The organism is Armatimonas sp. (assembly GCF_043757465.1).
In the GTDB taxonomy this organism is placed as follows: Bacteria; Armatimonadota; Armatimonadia; order Armatimonadales; family Armatimonadaceae; genus Armatimonas.
Window position 1 is genome coordinate 12,655 of sequence record NZ_JAYVPL010000091.1, and the last position, 17,157, is coordinate 29,811.

Sequence of the window (17,157 nt, forward strand, 5' to 3'; positions counted from 1 at the left end):
TTAGAGTGCCTCCCGCTGACAGACACGCAGAACCTCTTCAGGAGTTGTCTTGCCCGCCAGCACCGCCAGCTTGCCGTCTCCCAGGAGCGTCCGCATCCCGTAGGTCTTGACAGCATAGTCCTTCATCTGGTTGGAGCTGGCACGATCCACGGTCATCCGGCGGATCGGCTCATCAATCACAAAAAGCTCGTAGAGACCGACACGGCCTTTGTAGCCGCTTCCCTGGCACTTCTCGCAGCCCATGCCTTTTCGAAACGGAGCACTTCCCGCCCATTCGTGCGGCGTAATCCCCACTCCCTCAAGGATCTCACTCTCGGGCAAGTAGGGTGTCGCGCAGCTAGGGCAGACGCGGCGCACGAGGCGCTGAGCCACGGCACCGATCAGCGAGGAGGCCACGAGATACGGCTCGACCCCCATGTCCAGAAGGCGCGTCACCGAGCCAGGGGAGTCGTTGGTGTGCAGGGTGGAGAAGACTAAGTGCCCGGTCAGCGCCGCGTGAATCGCGATCTCCGCCGTCTCGTGGTCGCGAATCTCTCCGACCATGATCACATCCGGGTCCTGGCGCACGATACTGCGAAGCCCATTAGCAAACGTCAGGCCGATCGCGGCGCGCACGGGAATCTGGCTGATGCCGGGCACCTGGTACTCAACGGGATCCTCAATGGTCAAGATATTGGTAGTCGGCGACCAGATCTCCTGTAGCGACGCATACAGCGTCGTGGACTTTCCCGCACCGGTCGGGCCCGTCGCCAGGATCACGCCGTAGGGCACTTTGATGATCTGGCGGTAGCGCTCCAGCATGTCCGGCTGGATGCCCAGCTCCGCAAGGCCCAGCATCGCGGTGCCTTTATCCAGGATACGCATCACGGCCCGCTCGCCAAAGACCGTCGGTACAATCGAGACACGGACATCAATGGCGCGCCCGGCAATCATGATCTTAATGCGCCCGTCTTGAGGCAAGCGGCGCTCGGCGATATTCATCTCGCCGAGAATCTTCAGGCGCGAGACGATCGCGGCGTGCATGCGCTTGGGCGGAGCCATCATGGCGCGCAGCATGCCGTCTATGCGGCAGCGAATCCTGACTTCTTTCTCGTAGGGCTCGATATGGATATCCGATGCCCCATCACGCACTGCCTGTGCAAAGATCAGGTTGACCATCTGCACCACAGCCGTCTCCCCCGCCATCTTCTGCAGATCCGCCAGATCCGTATTCTCGTCGGCGTCTATGGCATTGGCATCATCACCCTGCCCTGGAAGACCCGCCAGGATCTTCTCCAAAAAAATCTCCTCGATCTTTTCCTTGATGATGGCAGGCGGCGCAAGAACAGCACGAGTGGGCCTTTGTAGCAAAACCCCTAGCTCATCCACAGCCCCCAGAGAAAGAGGCGAACCAATAGCAGCCACAAGAGTGCCGTGGTGCAATTTCAGCGGCAGGATCTGGTACTTGAGCGCGAAGTCTCCCGGAACCAGCGAGACCGCTTCGTCCTGAGGTCGTGTGATCTCAAGATCAACATGCTCAAATGCATCTTCAAGAGGAGGTAGAGTGATCGGTTCTGAAGCAGTCATGTTATTCACAGTAAAGACGTTATCCGTCTCTAAAAGTTCGTGGCCCTTACTCATATTATAAACATCATCGTGAAAAAAAAGTGAAACTGGAGGCTAAGCACCCATTAATTATTTTTTAATCTTTTAGCACTTTAGACATACGTGGTATGTAACTGCTAAACAACGTCCTTAGTTCCCATTATATCAAGAAAAACAAAACGCCACAGCGAGGATTCAGCTTTTCATAGTTTATAACACTTAAGTTAATACGGGTTAATATCTCATACAGGGCACTTAACGGCACTGGATTCAGCAGATTCATCTCACTGGAAAAAATTATATGTCCGCATAAAAGGATCGTTTTCTTGAGATAACATAGAGGTTCTCATCCCAGCAAAATAATTAGCACCCCACTACCATGAACACCCGACTAAGCACCCACAAAGAACCTGTTTCTGACAGAATTTCTCTCTTTTTCCATCCCGATACCTTCTATGAGCAATGTACGCGAGCCTAGATTTGTCCGTCATGAAATTGAGATCGTATTATTGTGCTCCTTCATGAGCTTTCCACCGCCCCAAAATAGATTCGCTTTATAGCTTATCGTAGTGTGGGTTTCCCCTCTCCTAAATGGCGGAGTTTGCTCGGGTACAATAGGCACACTATGGCCCCCGATCTTCCCGTCACTAAACTCAAAGGCGTCGGGGAGAAGCTGGCGGAGACGCTCTGGAAGCTGCAAATCCGCACCCTGCGTGAGCTGGTCGGGCATTTTCCGCGCCGCTACGAAGACCGCACCCGTTTTGTGAAGATCGGCGACGTGCGCGATGGCGAGTACGCGACAATCTTAGGGAAAGTCACGGCGGTGGAGAACAAGCCACTGCGCAATAAGCTCGTCCTCACCAAAGTGACGCTCGACGACGGCTCGCGGGTGCTGGCATCGCTGACCTGGTTCAACCAGTGGCGCATGAAAGCGACTTTCGAGAAGCTGATCGGCAAGCAGGTGGTGGCCTACGGTCAGGTGAAGCGCCGCTACGCCCCGGAGATCAATACGCCCGAGTGGGAGGCCATTGACGAAGACGGCTCCGTGGACTCGCTGGCCATTGGACGGATCGTCCCGGTCTATCCGCTCACGGAGGGCCTCTCCCAGACCCGCCTGCGCCGCTTCGCCTACGAGGCCGTGAATCTGTGTGCCGCCGAGTTCGACGATGCCCTCCCCGATGCCCTGCGCAAGCGGCGAAATCTCCCGGGCATTGAGGCCGCGCTCCGCAATATTCACTACCCCGAGAGCGACGAAGCACTGCAAGCCGCCCGGCACCGGCTGGCCTATGAAGAGCTGCTCGCGCTGCAGATATTAGTGGCCCAGAAGAAGCGCGAGGTGGCCCGTCAGCCAGGGATCGCCTTTCCCGATGCTATCGGCCCCGTGATGGAGCTGCGCACGGTTCTCCCCTTCACGTTCACTGGCGCTCAAGAGCGCGTAATCGCGGAGCTAGGAAGCGACATGGCCTCTCCCACCCCGATGAACCGGCTGATTCAGGGCGATGTCGGCTCGGGAAAAACAGCCGTGGCGATGGCGGCGATGACCATTGCGGCGCGCGGCGGGTATCAGGCGGCGCTCATGGCCCCCACCGAAATTCTCGCCGAGCAGCACCTCAAGAGCATCCGGGCAAGACTAGAGGAGCTGGGCCTGCGCGTGGACTTGCTGACCGGATCGCGGCCCGCCAAGGAGAAAGCCGCCGTGAAAGAGCGTCTGCTCAGCGGCGAGACCAGTGTGGTCGTCGGGACACACGCGCTGATCCAGGAGAGCGTGGGTTTTCATAAGCTTGGCCTCGTGGTGATTGATGAGCAGCACCGCTTCGGGGTCTTGCAGCGCGCCGCGCTCTCAGACAAAGGCGTTCGGCCCGATGTGCTGGTCATGACCGCAACCCCGATCCCGCGCACGCTCACCCTCACGGTCTACGGCGACTTAGATGTCTCGATTCTCGATGAGCTGCCGCCGGGCCGCAAGCCGATCCGCACGCACTGGAAACGCCGCGCTGAGCAGGACAAAGTCTACGCGGGCATTAAACAAATGGTGACTCAGGGGCGGCAAGCCTTTATCGTCTGCCCGCTGGTCGAGGAGTCCGAGAAGCGCGAGGCGAAAGCGGCGACGCACCTAGCCGAGCACTTAAAAACCCATGTCTTCCCCGAGCTCTCCATCGGCCTGCTTCACGGGCAGCTCAAGTCCGATGAGAAAGACGCCGTGATGGAAGCTTTCCGTAAAAATGAGCACCAAGTCCTCGTCGCAACAACCGTGATCGAAGTGGGTGTGGACGTGCCCAACGCCGCTGTGATTGTGATCGAGGACGCCGACAACTTCGGGCTGGCACAGCTTCACCAGCTGCGTGGCCGGGTCGGGCGCGGTGAGCACGCGTCGTTTTGTGTGCTTCTCGCTGATCCCGCCACACCCGATGGCACGGCGCGCATGGAGGTGATGTGCGCCACCAGCGACGGCTTCGTGATCGCCGAAGAGGATCTGAAACTCCGTGGCCCCGGTGAGTTCTTCGGCACGCGCCAGTCCGGCATCCCCAGCCTCAAAGTCGCCGATGTGCTGCGTGACCAGGACATTCTCCTCGAAGCCCGCACCGACGCCTTCGACCTGCTCAGCCGCGACCCACAGCTCATCCGCCCCGAAAATGCCCTGCTCAAACAAGCCGTCGCCGCCCACAAACGCGCTTCGGAGGCGCTCATCGCCGCTCCGTAATCCGCCCCCTCTTTTATTGCTTGATTTACCCCATTCGTATGCTACGATAGTGCCTGATGGATCGTATCGAAAACCTCTCGCTCCGTGACCTACGCCTGCTCGTGATCCTCGCAGAGCGCCGCCACTTTGCACGCACCGCCGAGGAGTTCGGCCTGAGCCAGGCAACCCTCTCTGCCACCGTGAAGAAAATCGAGGTGGCATTCGGGAAGCCGCTGTTTGAGCGATCCAGTCGGCATGTCGGGCTAACCCCTGAGGGCGAGAGTGTCGTGCGTCAGGCGCTGATCGTCTTAGAGGAGTCTGCCGTCCTCGCCCAGACCTTTCAGTCAGCGTCTGCCCCACTCTGTGGCCGTTTTCGCCTTGGTGCGTTCCCAACCCTCGCGCCGTATCTCTTTCCATTGGTTCTGCCGGGCCTGCTGGCCAGCTACCCGAGGCTCCAGCTCGTGCTCACCGAGGCGCTCAGCGACGAGCTAGTGCGGATGCTGCGTACCCGGCACATAGATGCAGCCCTTCTCGCACTGCCGCAGGACGAGAGTGATCTGGCACTCTGGCCGCTCTTTAGGGAGCCGTTCTGGCTGGGAGTCGCTCTGGAGCATCCCCTTGCCCAAAAAGACGTGCTTACGGTCGCGGATGTCCCGCTGGAGGAGCTACTTCTACTGGAGCCTGGGCACTGCCTGCGCGATCAGGTGCTGGCCGCATGTGGCACAGGCTACTTGGCACACCGGCGGCTGGTGCACGCGGCGGGGCTAGAAACGCAGCGGGCGCTGGTCGCCGCCCGCCTCGGGTGCGCGATCCTGCCCGCCCTCGCCACTCGTCGCCCGGATGCGGCCATCAAGGCAATCTCATTTGCCCCCCCGACACCGGGAAGAACCATCGCGCTCGTGACCCGTAAAACCGGCAAGGACGACCGTGATGCCCAAAGCCTCGTTGCCTTCCTCCGCCGCCTCCCCGATACCCAACCCCTGCTAGAGCCCACGTAGCTGTAAAGAATATTCTCCCTCAGCCGAATCGGCGATCCATCGGAAAATCCGAAGCTTTGCTTCGGCGGAGAGGCGTTGATCTGGCCCTCGCTCCCGGCGACAATGGGGCTATGCAAACACACTTCCCCCTGGCCCTCGGTCGCGAGTCGGCATCTGACCAAAGCGCGACGGAGCAGCTATAATGAGTGATACCAACAACGATGCGGAACGAGAGTATTTTCTGATGAGCAGCCGACGCGCTTTTCTGGTAGCGTTAGGCTGTTCTCTGACCTCTGGCGCAGCCGGATTCCCCGGGATACCCCGGAGCTTGCTCCGGTCAGAGAATGCCCTTGACACAAACAACGTCCCCATTTCAACGACTAGGCAGGAGTATATGGAAAGTAACACATCAGCAGACAATAACGGTGCGAGCAAGTGCCCGTTTAGCAGTGGAACCCTAAGACAAGGTGCAGGTGGTGGAGCGAGAAATCACGACTGGTGGCCCAATCAGCTGAGGCTGAACATCCTCCGGCAGCACTCTTCCCTCTCCAACCCGATGGGCGAGGCGTTCCACTACGCGGAAGCGTTCAAGTCTCTTGATCTGAAGGCGGTGAAGAAAGATATCTTCGCCCTGATGACCACATCGCAAGACTGGTGGCCCGCCGACTACGGTCACTATGGGCCGTTCTTCATTCGGATGGCGTGGCACAGCGCGGGAACCTACCGCATCTCGGACGGTCGTGGCGGTGCAGGCGCGGGGATGCAGCGCTTTGCCCCGCTCAATAGCTGGCCGGACAATGCGAACCTCGACAAGGCACGTCTGCTGCTCTGGCCGATCAAGAAAAAATACGGCAAGAAGCTCTCGTGGGCAGACTTAATGATCCTTGCGGGCAACTGCGCTCTGGAGTCTGCGGGCTTCAAGACCTTTGGTTTCGCGGGTGGCCGTGAAGATGTCTGGGAGCCTCAGGAAGATATCTACTGGGGCGCTGAGACTGAGTGGCTCGGGGATAAGCGCTACACAGGCGACCGCCAGCTAGAGAATCCGCTGGGTGCCGTTCAGATGGGCTTGATCTACGTCAATCCCCAAGGCCCTAATGGAAACCCGGATCCGCTCGCCTCGGCTCGTGACATCCGAGAGACCTTTGGCCGCATGGCGATGAACGACGAGGAGACAGTGGCGCTCATTGCGGGCGGGCACACATTAGGCAAGACCCACGGTGCCGCAGATCCCAGCAAGTACGTGGACAGAGAGCCCGCCGCCGCGAGCATTGAGGAGCAGGGCCTCGGCTGGAAAAACGCCTACGGCAAGGGAAACGCAGGCGACACCATTACCAGTGGTCTTGAAGGCGCTTGGACAACCACCCCAACGAAGTGGAGCAACAACTACTTCGAGAACCTGTTCGGCTACGAGTGGGAGCTAACCAAGAGCCCGGCAGGGGCGCAACAGTGGAAACCCAAGGGCAATGCAGCTGCGGACAGCGTACCTGATGCACACAATCCCTCTAAACGTCACGCTCCTATGATGCTGACCAGCGACCTTGCCCTGCGATTTGACCCGGCCTACGAGAAGATCTCGCGGCGCTTCCTGGCGAACCCCAAGGAGTTCGACGATGCCTTCGCCCGTGCCTGGTTTAAGCTGACGCACCGCGATATGGGGCCACGCTCACGCTATATGGGTTCCGAAGTACCAAAAGAGGTATTGATCTGGCAAGACCCGGTTCCCACTGTGACACACAAGCTCATTGAGACAAAAGATATTGTGTCACTGAAGTCTAAAATACTGGCTTCAGGACTGACGGTGTCTCAGCTGGTATCCACGGCTTGGGCGTCGGCGGCAACCTTCCGTGGCTCCGATAAGCGCGGTGGGGCAAATGGCGCACGCATTCGTCTGGCCCCTCAAAAAGACTGGGAAGTCAACCATCCTGCCGAATTAACGAAAGTTCTCAACACGCTTGAAGGTATCCAAACAGCGTTCAACAAGGCGCAATCAGGCGGCAAGATGGTCTCTCTCGCGGACTTGATTGTTCTGGGCGGCTGTGCAGGCATCGAGAAGGCAGCAAAAAATGCGGGCCATAACGTGAAAGTTCCGTTTACCCCAGGACGAGCAGATGCCTCACAAAAACAGACAGATACCGCGTCTTTTGCGGTCTTAGAGCCCACTGCAGACGGTTTCCGCAACTATGTGAATGCCAAACACACGGCATTGCCCGAGGAGCTTCTGGTTGACAAGGCGCAGCTAATGATGCTGACAGCACCAGAGATGACGGCACTCGTTGGGGGGATGCGTGTGCTGAATACAAACTTTGGCCAGTCCAAACACGGCGTCTTTACGAAGCGCACTGAGGTTCTGACCAATGACTTCTTTGTCAACCTGCTCGATCTGAGCACAACATGGAAGGCGAGTTCGGATACCAAAGAGGTGTTCGAGGGGCATGATCGTGCGACAGGCGCCCTAAAGTGGACAGGTACACGTGTGGACCTCATCTTCGGTTCAAACTCGGAGCTACGGGCCATCGCCGAAGTCTACGGATGTGAAGACTCGCAGGAGCAGTTCGTCAAGGACTTTGTGGGTGCATGGAACAAGGTCATGAATCTTGACCGTTTCGACCTAGCCTGAGCCTACGGCTCTGTCGTCCAATGACGCGGGGAGGGGGATTCCCCCCTCCTCGCTCCAAAATAGCAAGAGTCAAAGAAGAAAACGCTCCTGAAGCGGCAGTATCTCGATCACGAAATCGGGATAAAATAGGCCCATGTCCTATTCGAAGTTTACAACTCTGACGGAAGTATTAGAAAAATTCGGACTGAGTGTGATTTATGATGAGGAGCTTTTCGCAGAAGTGGTGCCCGCGCCGCCGGGGGAGCTTCTGGTGGCGACACTGGACGAGTACCTGCCGCTGGCGCTGGCGATTGGGACAGAGAAAGCTCGCTCGGAGCTGCTGATCATGCCGGTTCTGGCCGAGGTGCGCCGTCAGTTGCAGGCGCAGATCAGCCTGTTCTCGGGTGTGGACTTTAATGTGGATCCTAAAAACGGCCTCAATGGCTACTGCGACTATCTCCTCTCACGCTCACGCGACCCCTTCACCATCCAGGCCCCCGTCTTTGCGCTGGTCGAAGCTAAAAATGAGAAACTCGTCACCGGCCTAGGCCAGTGTGTCGCCGAGATGCTCGCCGCGCAGATCTTCAATCAGCGCGCCAACAAACCCCTGTCTCCTCTCTACGGAGCCGTCACCACCGGCGAGCTCTGGCGCTTCGTTAAGCTAGAGGGCACAGAGCTGACGGTGGATCGGGACAATGAAACTATCCATCCCCTGGAGCGGCTCCTGGGAATACTGACGGCTATAGCACGAGGAGCAGCTTCTTGACCAAGAAACCCGACTGGCTTCCCTACGCCGCCCCGATGGCACTCTTTCTCGTACTGACCGCGCTGGAGAGCTACTTGCCGATCGCGCTCTATCCCTTCGTTTACAGCGTCAAGGCGCTTCTGGTACTGATTGCGCTGTTGTATTTCCACCGCGAGTGGAAGAGCGAGCTTCGTGGCGACGGCAAAGCAGTGGCGCTGGGCGTTGTTGCCGGACTGCTCGGGCTGTGGCTGTGGCTGAAGCTGGATGCACGCCAACCAGCGGGCTGGTCTATTGGAGCGCGCACGGCCTACAACCCGTTCGAGGCGATTGCGAATCCCACGCTTCGCTATAGCTTTATCACGGTGCGCTTTATCGGCCTTGCGCTTCTCGTCCCAGTGATGGAGGAGGTTTTCTGGCGCTCATTTCTGCTGCGCTACGCAACCGACCAGGACAAGTGGAAAAGCCTGACGCTCGGGCAGTTTTCCCTCGCCGCCTTTGGGATTGTCACCGGGCTTTTTGCGCTCGCCCACCCCGAGTGGCTGGCGGCCATCGGCTACGCGGCGCTGATGGCGGGGCTACTGCGCCACACGAAATCCCTACTCGCGTGCATCGTCGCGCATGGCGTCACCAACGCGGCGCTTGGGATATTTGTCTTGCTGACAGGCAAGTGGCATTACTGGTGAAGTAGAGTCAAGCTAGTGGTGCAGCGCGGCCTTCACACTTCCAAAGAGGGGCAGGTCGGCCTGGAGGAGCGAGATATTGCGCCACACACGGCCTCCTTCGTGCGCCACAACCCGCAGAGAGTGGCCGTGTGTGGAGAGAGTTTGCTGGAACGAGAGAAGCCAGCGCAGGCCGTCGCTGTCGGCCCAGGAAGCCTGGGTGGTATCAAGGAGCACCTCACGCGCACCCGTGCGTTCGATCTGTGCCAGCAGTAGTGCGGGATCAGGCCCGCCCGAGAGCGGAGAATCGCAGCGCAACAGCGCGGTGCGGCCCGCAGAATAGATATTGATCATAGTCGTCTTTGTCGCTTTTTTTTCGCAACACTGCGAAAGTGTCGGTTCTCCCGACAGTACGCATTATACCCTCGCAGGTAGAATGCCATCATGATAGAAAAACCAGAATTTTCCCACCTGGATGAAAAAGGGACGGCACGGATGGTGGATGTCTCCCAGAAAACCCCGTCCCACCGCACCGCCACCGCCACAGGAACCGTGCGCCTCTCCGAGACGCTGCGTCAGCTCGTGGCGGAAAAGGCACTCCCCAAGGGTGATGTCTTCACAGTCGCAAAAGTGGCAGGAATTCTGGCGGCGAAGCGGTGCGGTGAGCTGATCCCCCTGTGCCATCCCCTCCCACTCACCAACATTCAGGTGGAGCTGGCACTGACCGAAACCGGTGTCGAAATTACGGCGACGGCGTCCTGTGTGGGGCCAACTGGCGTGGAGATGGAGGCGCTTACCGCTGTCAGTGTCGCCGCCCTGACGGTCTACGACATGTGCAAGTCCGCCGACAAGGGCATGGTCATTGAGGCAGTCCGGCTCTTAACGAAAACGGGGGGAAAGAGTGGAGCGTGGCATGCAGAGCTATGACGAAGCCCTCGCGCAGATTCTCGGGTCAGTGACGCTGCCGCTCACAACGGAGCTTGTGCCATTAGAGCAAGCCCGGGGTCGCGCCGTTGCCTCGGATATTTGGGCGACTTGTGATCTTCCGCCGTTTGACAACTCCATGGTGGATGGCTATGCCGTGCGCACGGCCAGTGTCGGCAGCGCCTCCGAGGAGCTTGGCCTCAGCCTGCCGATTACCATGGAGATTCCCGCGGGCTCCTGGCCCACTCGCACCCTTCGGGCAGGTGAGGCGGCGCGCATCTTCACGGGTGCGCCCATCCCCGAGGGCTGCGACGCCGTGGTGATGGTGGAGGACACGCAAGAGTCAGAGGAAAACGACGGAGACGAAGCAGGCAGGGTGACGCTGCGCCATCCCGGCTCGGGCGGCTACATCCGGCGGCGCGGGTCGGACATTGCGGTGGGGGCTCTGGCAATCCCAGCGGGCACCACGCTCCGTGCAGGCGAGATCGGGCTGCTGGCGGCACTAGGACTCTCTGAGATACCCTGCCCACGACGCCCCCGTGTCGGGATTCTCTCCACCGGCGACGAGCTAATCTCGCTTGCCCACACTCCGCTGAGCCCTGGCCAGATCCGTGACTCCAACGGCCCCGCGCTTGCGGCAGCGATTGAGGAGGCAGGGGGCTTAGTCGTGCAGCGAGCCCATGCAAACGACATGCCTGAGGCGGTCGCGGAGGCATTTGCGAAGCTCTCTGGCTGCGATGTTATCCTCTCGTCGGGCGGTGTCTCGGTGGGCGATCACGACCACGTGAAGGCTGTTCTCGAAGCCCAGGGGACATTGAGCTTCTGGCGCATCGCGATCAAGCCGGGCAAGCCACTCGCGTTTGGGACACTTGGCGACGCGCTATTTTTCGGCCTCCCCGGCAACCCCGTTTCGTCTTTAGTCACTTTTGAGCTGTTCGTGCGTCCGCTTTTACAAAAACTCGCCGGGCACACACGCTGCCTGCGGTCACAGATCACTGTCACCCTAGCCGCGCCACTCCCTCACGCCCCCGGACGGCGGGAGTTTGTGCGCGCCAGTCTCGACGACAATCTCCGGGCCACGCCCACGGGTGCACAGGGTTCACACCGCACCTCCAGCATGGTCGGAGCCGATGTGCTGATCATTGCCCATGAAGCTCACGGCGACTACCCAGCGGGCGCGACTCTCCCTGCCCTGCTACTACGCTAATACAGCCGTTCACTGTGCCGCCAGCGCACTGACCTCGTCCCAGCGCACGGCATCAAAGGCGATGAGCCACGCAAACGGGCGGCCTTTGGCATCGCTATAGACTGCAACCGCCCCTTGCAGCTCCCCTTCCAGCCCCGCGCCACGCCTGAGCGGCTCCCGCACTTTCCCCGCCGCCGCCAAAAGCCGCTCTAAGTTCTCCCGCCCTTCCACATACACCATCGCGCGCCGGGTCCCAATCTTCCACAGTGATGTCTTCATGCCGCAGAGTTTATCAAACTATAGTTTGCTTCGCAAGCACGGTAGACTGCTCTCTGTGACAGAACGCGAGGATCTACGTTTCCGACTACGCCACTGGGCACGCTGGAAACTGGGGGTACCTCGGGAGGCGCTTCATTCGCTGGGCTGGGATGTTGCCGCCGGGGCGTGCGCGGGCATCTATCTGGGGATGACCATGCCGTTTCTGATACGGATCGCCCGCGCGGAGCTGCATGCCAGCGACTTTGCCATCGGGGTGATGAACGCCGCGCCGTTTGTGGGCAATCTTCTCGCGCCCGTCTGGGCCCGCCAGATGGAGGGCAAGGCGAAGATGCCTTTCTGCCAGGTGAGCTGGATCACGGGCCGCTCGCTTTTGCTGCTCATGCCGCTCGCCGCCACGGCCTGGGGTTTTGTGGGCATCATCGCGCTCTTGCTCTTTATCGGCACGATCAGCTCACCCGCCTACACATCGCTCATGAAAGACATCTACCCGGATCGTGCACGGGGCCAGCTCATGAGCTACGTGCGCATTATCGTGCAGGCGTTCACGTTCCTCTCTACCCTCGTCACAGGCCGCTTGATGGACCGTGGCGTGGGCTTCGGGCCGCTTTTTGCTGTCGCGGGTGTGGCTGGCATTCTCGCCGCGATTTTCTTTCGCAAAGTCCGCCCTCTTCCCAGCACCGCGCCGCCGTCTCTGGAGCCGCCGCAACCGCTCCCGAGCTTTCTCGTTAACACACTGGGAATTCTCAAAGAGAATCAAAGCTACCGATGGTTCGCGCTCTCGGTGATGCTCTATGGCTTTGGTAATCTGATGGCCTGGCCGCTCTACCAGCTCTACCAGGTGGAGCACCTGCATATTCGCCCCACGCAGATCGCCAATCTCACCAATGTCACGTCCCTCTGCGCCATGGTCGGATCCCTGTTCTGGGGGCGCTTTATTGACCGCCACGGCGCGGCGCAGACGGTCTTCCGGGCGATCTTGCTCATTACCTCAATCTCCGTGGTGTACTTCTTCGCGCACTCGGTGAGCCTGCTCTATGCTGCGTCGTTTCTCTCGGGATTCGGCATGGCGGGCATCGAGCTGAGCTACACAGCGAGCATCTTAAACTACGCCGAGCACGGAAAAGCGGCCCGCTACCAAGCGCTCCACTCGCTGCTGCTAGGAATTCGCGGCGTCCTCGCCCCACTCGTTGCGCTGCCCCTCCTGCGCGTCATCGGCTACCAAGGCGTCTTTATCATCACGTTTCTGTTCATGCTCCTGGGAGCCTATCTCCAGTGGCGCGCAACGAAAGCCCTCGAAATCCGCCCCGTCTGACTGTTGGCTATTTCCCACAGATGGAGCAGTCTTTGACATGGCAGAACTGGCTCAGCTCCTGGTGCAGGCGCTCTCGTGCACGGTGGATGCGTGAGCGAACGGTGCCAATGGGAATCTGGAGGCGGCTGGCAATGACCGCATAGTTCAGCCCCTCCAGGTCACACAGAAGCAGCGGCACTCGGAACGACTCGGGAAGCTTCTGGAGGGCTAGCTGAAACTCCTCGGAGAGCAGTGGGTCGAGCAACCAATCCTGTGGGCTAGGACCATCCGAGACAGGCTCCTTGAACTCGGAGAGGGCGTGTACAGGGCGACGCTTGGCACGGCGCGTTTGATCAATACGATTGGTGGTCAGGATGCGAAACACCCACCGGTCAAAACCATGCCCCTGGTAGGAATCAAACGCCTGAAAGGCTTCTAGGAGCGACTCCGCCAGTAGGTCCTCCGCATCGGCAACATTGCCACAGTGACGATAGGCATAGGCATAGAAGCGATCCCAGTGCTGCACCGTGAGAGATTCAAAGTGCTTTCCACGGTCGCACTCCTCGCCATGCCCCCATTCTACGCACGGTGTCGCCACAAATCCCATAACACTATTCTAAAAAATGGAGATGAATAATAGATGAAAGCCCGCCTCAGAAGTATCTAAAGCGGGCTTTCGGAGCCAATCGGCTCTGCGCCAGAGGCTACACGACATCCGAAGGCAGGGATTTGCCCCGATGGCACTGCTTGTACTTCTTGCCACTCCCACACGGGCACGGATCGTTGGGATCTATCTTGCGTGGTGCCGTGCTCTGTGCTGCCTCCGCGGCTGCGGCAAGCAGTGCATTGACCTCAGGAGCTATCGGATTCTCCGTGGGCTCACCCCCTTCGCCGTTCAGCTCCATCGGGCTTGATTCGCCACCGAACTGCTGGAGAAGGTTGAAGATATCCTGCTCCTGCTCGTAGTCCGTCATCTCCTGCTGGAGCTGGGCCACGAAGACATTGCGCACGGTATCTCCCACCAGCCCGGCCTGCATGTCGCTGAAGAGCTTCATGGCCTCTGTCTTGTAGGCCACCAGCGGGTCGGTCTGTGCGTAGCCGCGCAGACCGATTCCCTCGCGCAGGTAGTCAACGTTCTGGAGGTGCTGGATCCAGGTCTGGTCAATAGTCTGCCGCAACAAGTGCCGCTCGATCTCGCGCATCAGCTCGCTGCCGACCTCTTCCTCCTTCGCATCGTAGGCTTCCTCGGCAAGCTCGTGCAGTCGCTTCGTGAGGTCGGCCTTGGTAAAGTCCTTCAGCTCCTCGTAGCTGGCAAAGTTAGCCAGCGGGAACTGCTCATTCAGCTCTTGATAGAGCTTCTCTTTGTCCCACTCTTCCGAGGGCACTCCCTCAGGACAGTTTAGCTCGACGGCGGTCTCGACGCTCTCATGCAGGTAGCTGACAAGCGTGTCGCGTAGCTCGGCCTCCTCCAGGATCTTGCGGCGCTCTCCGTAGATCACCTCACGCTGGACATTCATCACATCATCGTACTCAAGAACATGCTTTCGAGAGTCGAAGTTGTGCTGCTCCACTTTCTTCTGCGCCCGCTCGATCATCTTGGAGAGAATGGGCATGTCCACGGCCTGGTCTTCCTCCCACGCCTTGAGCGCCGCCATCTGGAGGCTGTTGCGCTCCCCAAACGCGCGCCAGAGGTAGTCTTCCAGCGAGACATGGAACTTGCTGGTGCCAGGGTCTCCCTGCCGACCCGAGCGGCCTCGGAGCTGGTTATCAATGCGCCGCGACTCGTGGCGCTCCGTGCCCAGAATGTAGAGCCCGCCCCGCTTGCGCACTTCCTCACGCTCCTGGGCAAGATCAAGCGCAGCTTCCTCCGTGAGAGACTGCGTACCCGCCGTCGCATCGGCGGCCATGTCGCGACCAGTCACCACGTGGGCGATCCCCGCGCGCCGCCCGCCGCGACGGTAGGAGTAGTCGCGCTCTTTCTCGCTCTCCCCTGCCAGCTCCTTGTACTGTGAGCCCCCCAGGATAATATCAACGCCACGACCTGCCATATTGGTTGCAATGGTCACCGCGCCGCGCCGCCCGGCCTCGGCAATAATTAACGCCTCTTGCTCATGGTACTTAGCATTCAGGACATTGTGCGGGATGCCGTACTCCAGCGCCTCGCGCAGCGCTTTGAGCTCCTCATCGCTCTTCAGGCCAATAATGGAGGCGAAGGCGCTTACCTGTGCCTCATCGGTCATCTTCGTGCCCATGCTCAGCTCTTTTGCTAGCGGGGCCAGCATCGGCAGGTTTAGGTCATCGAGCCGTCGGTTGAGCACGGCGGAGAACTGCGCGTACTTCTCCTCGCCCACCTCCTTGCGCTTCTCTAGGAGCCGCGTCCGCAGAATCACCACGGCGGCCAGGAGCTCCAGAGTCTGGAAGGTAAGCCGGGAGCTGACGCGCTCACTCATCTCGATGGAGCGTGTTCCCACGAGAAGCGGCTGCTGCCGACAGTGGATCAACAAGATCTCCGAGGCAATCCCGCGCAGCTTGGCCTCCAGGCTCTTGTAGATCATGTCCGCATTGTCTTTACGGAGCATGGGCTTGTTGGTGGGCACCTGCACCACATCGAGTGCATAGATCTTGCGGAACTCGTCCTCTTCCGTCTTAGCGGTTCCGGTCATCCCGGCGAGCTTGGCATAGAGCCTAAAGTAGTTCTGGATCGTGATGGTCGCGAGTGTCTGCTGCTCGTTTTCGATCTTGATCCCCTCTTTGGCCTCCACCGCCTGGTGCAGACCATCAGACCAGCGCCGTCCGAACATCAAGCGCCCCGTGGACTCGTCCACGATCACGATCTCGGGCTTGCCCTCTTGATTGGGTTTCACCACGTAGTCCACGTCCAGCTCGAAGACACCATGCGCCTTGATGGCGGCGACAGCGTGCTGCATGTACTCCAGGTTCTCCATCGCCGAGATGTCCTGAATGTCATGGCCCATCTTGCGCAGAATCTCCTCGACTCTTTCCATTCCGCGCTCGGTAAACGTGGCGTTCTTAGCCTTCTCGTCCACGGTGTAGTCTTTCTCATCCGTGGTCGTGTCGTACTTGTCTTTCTTGGCTGTGCCTTTCTCAAGCTGGGGCATGATGCCCGCAAAGACATAGTAGAGTTCGCTGGAGCGCTGCGCGGTACCGGAGATAATCAGCGGGGTGCGCGCCTCGTCAATTAAGTTTGAGTCGCACTCATCAATAACAGCGAACCAGTGCCCTCGGTGCTGAACCACATGCTCCAGAGTGGGGGCCATATTGTCGCGCAGGTAGTCAAAACCCAGCTCGGCGCTGGTGGCGTAGAGAATGTCGCACGAGTAGGCATCACGGCGGTCGTGGGTCTGGCGGGAGTACTTGAAGCGCTCGTCCAGTCCATCCACCGCGGGGTCTTCGTAGGTCGGGTCGTAGATAAAAGTCCCGCCGCCCTCACCCGTCTCCGGGGAGTGGCCCTGCAAGATTCCAACCGTCATCCCTAGAGCCGCAAAGACCGGCCCCATCCAGACTGCATCGCGCTTGACAAGATAGTCGTTGGCGGTCACTAAGTGCGCACCTTTTCCAGCAATCGCATTTAGATAGGTCGCCAGCGTGGACGTCAGTGTCTTGCCCTCGCCCGTACGCAGCTCGGAGATACGGCCATCGTGCTGAACCATCCCGCCAATAAGCTGAACATCGAAGTGACGCATCCCTAGCGTCCGCCACGCCGCCTCACGGCACGCCGCGAACGCCTCCACCATGATGCTATCCAGCGCCTTGTCGTAGGCGGCACGCAGGTCCTTGTTGCCCTGGTAGCCCAATATCTCGCCGACACGCCGGTAGAACAGGCTGGACTTCCCGTTGTCATCCTCGGAATTGAACTTCCGAAACACCCCTTCGAGCGCCTCAGCACGCCGTCGGTCTTTATCGCCCACCACCTCATCGAGCCGTTGCCGAAACTCCTCGGTATGGGCCTTGCGCTGCTCCTCGGTGAGCTCCGAGCTGCCAAGTAGCTCCTCGGCACGCCGCTTGAACTCCGCTTCGATCGTGGCGATTTTATCCTCCACTTTCGCACAGACCTGAGTCACGACACGGAGCCGGAACTCGTCCGTCTTGGCCAAGAGTTCTTCGTCGGTGAGCTTCTTAAACGTAGGCTCAATCGCGTTGACCGTCTCCACTACCTTGCGGTACTTGCGGATGTCACGCTCGTTATTATCAAAAAGTTTTCGTAGAAAATCCATA

The 17,157-nt window shown here is 59.4% G+C and carries 13 protein-coding genes; 8 read left to right on the forward strand and 5 right to left on the reverse strand.

All coding sequences use genetic code 11. From position 1 onward, the window contains the following. Window positions 1–1,566 (reverse strand): GspE/PulE family protein, encoded by a 1,566-nt coding sequence (locus tag ACH2ED_RS12005; protein ID WP_395091314.1) that lies wholly within the window; start codon window positions 1,564–1,566, stop codon window positions 1–3. Between the two features lie 643 nt (window positions 1,567–2,209). Here ACH2ED_RS12005 and recG point away from each other — a divergent pair. The 5 genes from recG to ACH2ED_RS12030 all read left to right on the forward strand — a co-directional run bounded on the left by recG (window position 2,210) and on the right by ACH2ED_RS12030 (window position 9,265). After that, window positions 2,210–4,285 (forward strand): ATP-dependent DNA helicase RecG, encoded by a 2,076-nt coding sequence (recG, locus tag ACH2ED_RS12010; protein ID WP_395091316.1) that lies wholly within the window; start codon window positions 2,210–2,212, stop codon window positions 4,283–4,285. 56 nt (window positions 4,286–4,341) lie between these two features. After that, window positions 4,342–5,262: a hydrogen peroxide-inducible genes activator gene (locus tag ACH2ED_RS12015; protein ID WP_395091318.1), complete on the forward strand. Its 921-nt coding sequence runs from the start codon at window positions 4,342–4,344 to the stop codon at window positions 5,260–5,262. 373 nt (window positions 5,263–5,635) lie between these two features. After that, window positions 5,636–7,858: a catalase/peroxidase HPI gene (gene katG, locus ACH2ED_RS12020; RefSeq protein WP_395091320.1), complete on the forward strand. Its 2,223-nt coding sequence runs from the start codon at window positions 5,636–5,638 to the stop codon at window positions 7,856–7,858. 133 nt (window positions 7,859–7,991) lie between these two features. After that, on the forward strand, window positions 7,992–8,603 hold the full coding sequence (locus tag ACH2ED_RS12025; protein WP_395091322.1) for a hypothetical protein: 612 nt from the start codon (window positions 7,992–7,994) through the stop codon (window positions 8,601–8,603). After that, entirely contained in the window at window positions 8,600–9,265 is a 666-nt protein-coding gene (locus tag ACH2ED_RS12030) for a CAAX prenyl protease-related protein (RefSeq protein WP_395091324.1), read from the forward strand. The genes ACH2ED_RS12025 and ACH2ED_RS12030 overlap by 4 nt, the downstream gene beginning before the upstream one ends. Window positions 9,266–9,277: 12 nt before the next feature. Here the strand turns inward: ACH2ED_RS12030 and ACH2ED_RS12035 are convergent, their stop codons facing one another. Beyond that, window positions 9,278–9,595 (reverse strand): hypothetical protein, encoded by a 318-nt coding sequence (locus ACH2ED_RS12035; protein WP_395091326.1) that lies wholly within the window; start codon window positions 9,593–9,595, stop codon window positions 9,278–9,280. A gap of 90 nt (window positions 9,596–9,685) precedes the next feature. Here ACH2ED_RS12035 and moaC point away from each other — a divergent pair, with 90 nt between their 5' ends. Next, window positions 9,686–10,168 carry a cyclic pyranopterin monophosphate synthase MoaC gene (gene moaC / locus ACH2ED_RS12040; protein WP_395091328.1) on the forward strand — a complete coding sequence of 161 codons (483 nt, stop codon included), beginning with the start codon at window positions 9,686–9,688 and terminating at the stop codon, window positions 10,166–10,168. Further along, on the forward strand, window positions 10,155–11,372 hold the full coding sequence (gene glp / locus ACH2ED_RS12045) for a gephyrin-like molybdotransferase Glp (protein WP_395091329.1): 1,218 nt from the start codon (window positions 10,155–10,157) through the stop codon (window positions 11,370–11,372). Before moaC ends, glp begins: the two co-directional genes overlap by 14 nt. Window positions 11,373–11,381: 9 nt before the next feature. Here the strand turns inward: glp and ACH2ED_RS12050 are convergent, their stop codons facing one another. After that, window positions 11,382–11,630: a hypothetical protein gene (locus ACH2ED_RS12050; RefSeq protein ID WP_395091331.1), complete on the reverse strand. Its 249-nt coding sequence runs from the start codon at window positions 11,628–11,630 to the stop codon at window positions 11,382–11,384. A 55-nt stretch (window positions 11,631–11,685) separates the two neighbouring features. Here ACH2ED_RS12050 and ACH2ED_RS12055 point away from each other — a divergent pair, with 55 nt between their 5' ends. Next, the gene (locus ACH2ED_RS12055; protein ID WP_395091333.1) at window positions 11,686–12,942 is read left to right on the forward strand and encodes an MFS transporter; all 1,257 of its coding nucleotides are present in this window, start codon (window positions 11,686–11,688) and stop codon (window positions 12,940–12,942) included. A gap of 7 nt (window positions 12,943–12,949) precedes the next feature. Here ACH2ED_RS12055 and ACH2ED_RS12060 read toward each other — a convergent pair whose 3' ends face one another. After that, window positions 12,950–13,528, reverse strand: coding sequence for an RNA polymerase sigma factor (locus tag ACH2ED_RS12060; RefSeq protein ID WP_395091334.1), 579 nt, complete (start codon window positions 13,526–13,528; stop codon window positions 12,950–12,952). 97 nt (window positions 13,529–13,625) lie between these two features. Next, on the reverse strand, window positions 13,626–17,156 hold the full coding sequence (locus ACH2ED_RS12065) for a preprotein translocase subunit SecA (protein WP_395091336.1): 3,531 nt from the start codon (window positions 17,154–17,156) through the stop codon (window positions 13,626–13,628). Window position 17,157 lies beyond the last annotated feature (1 nt).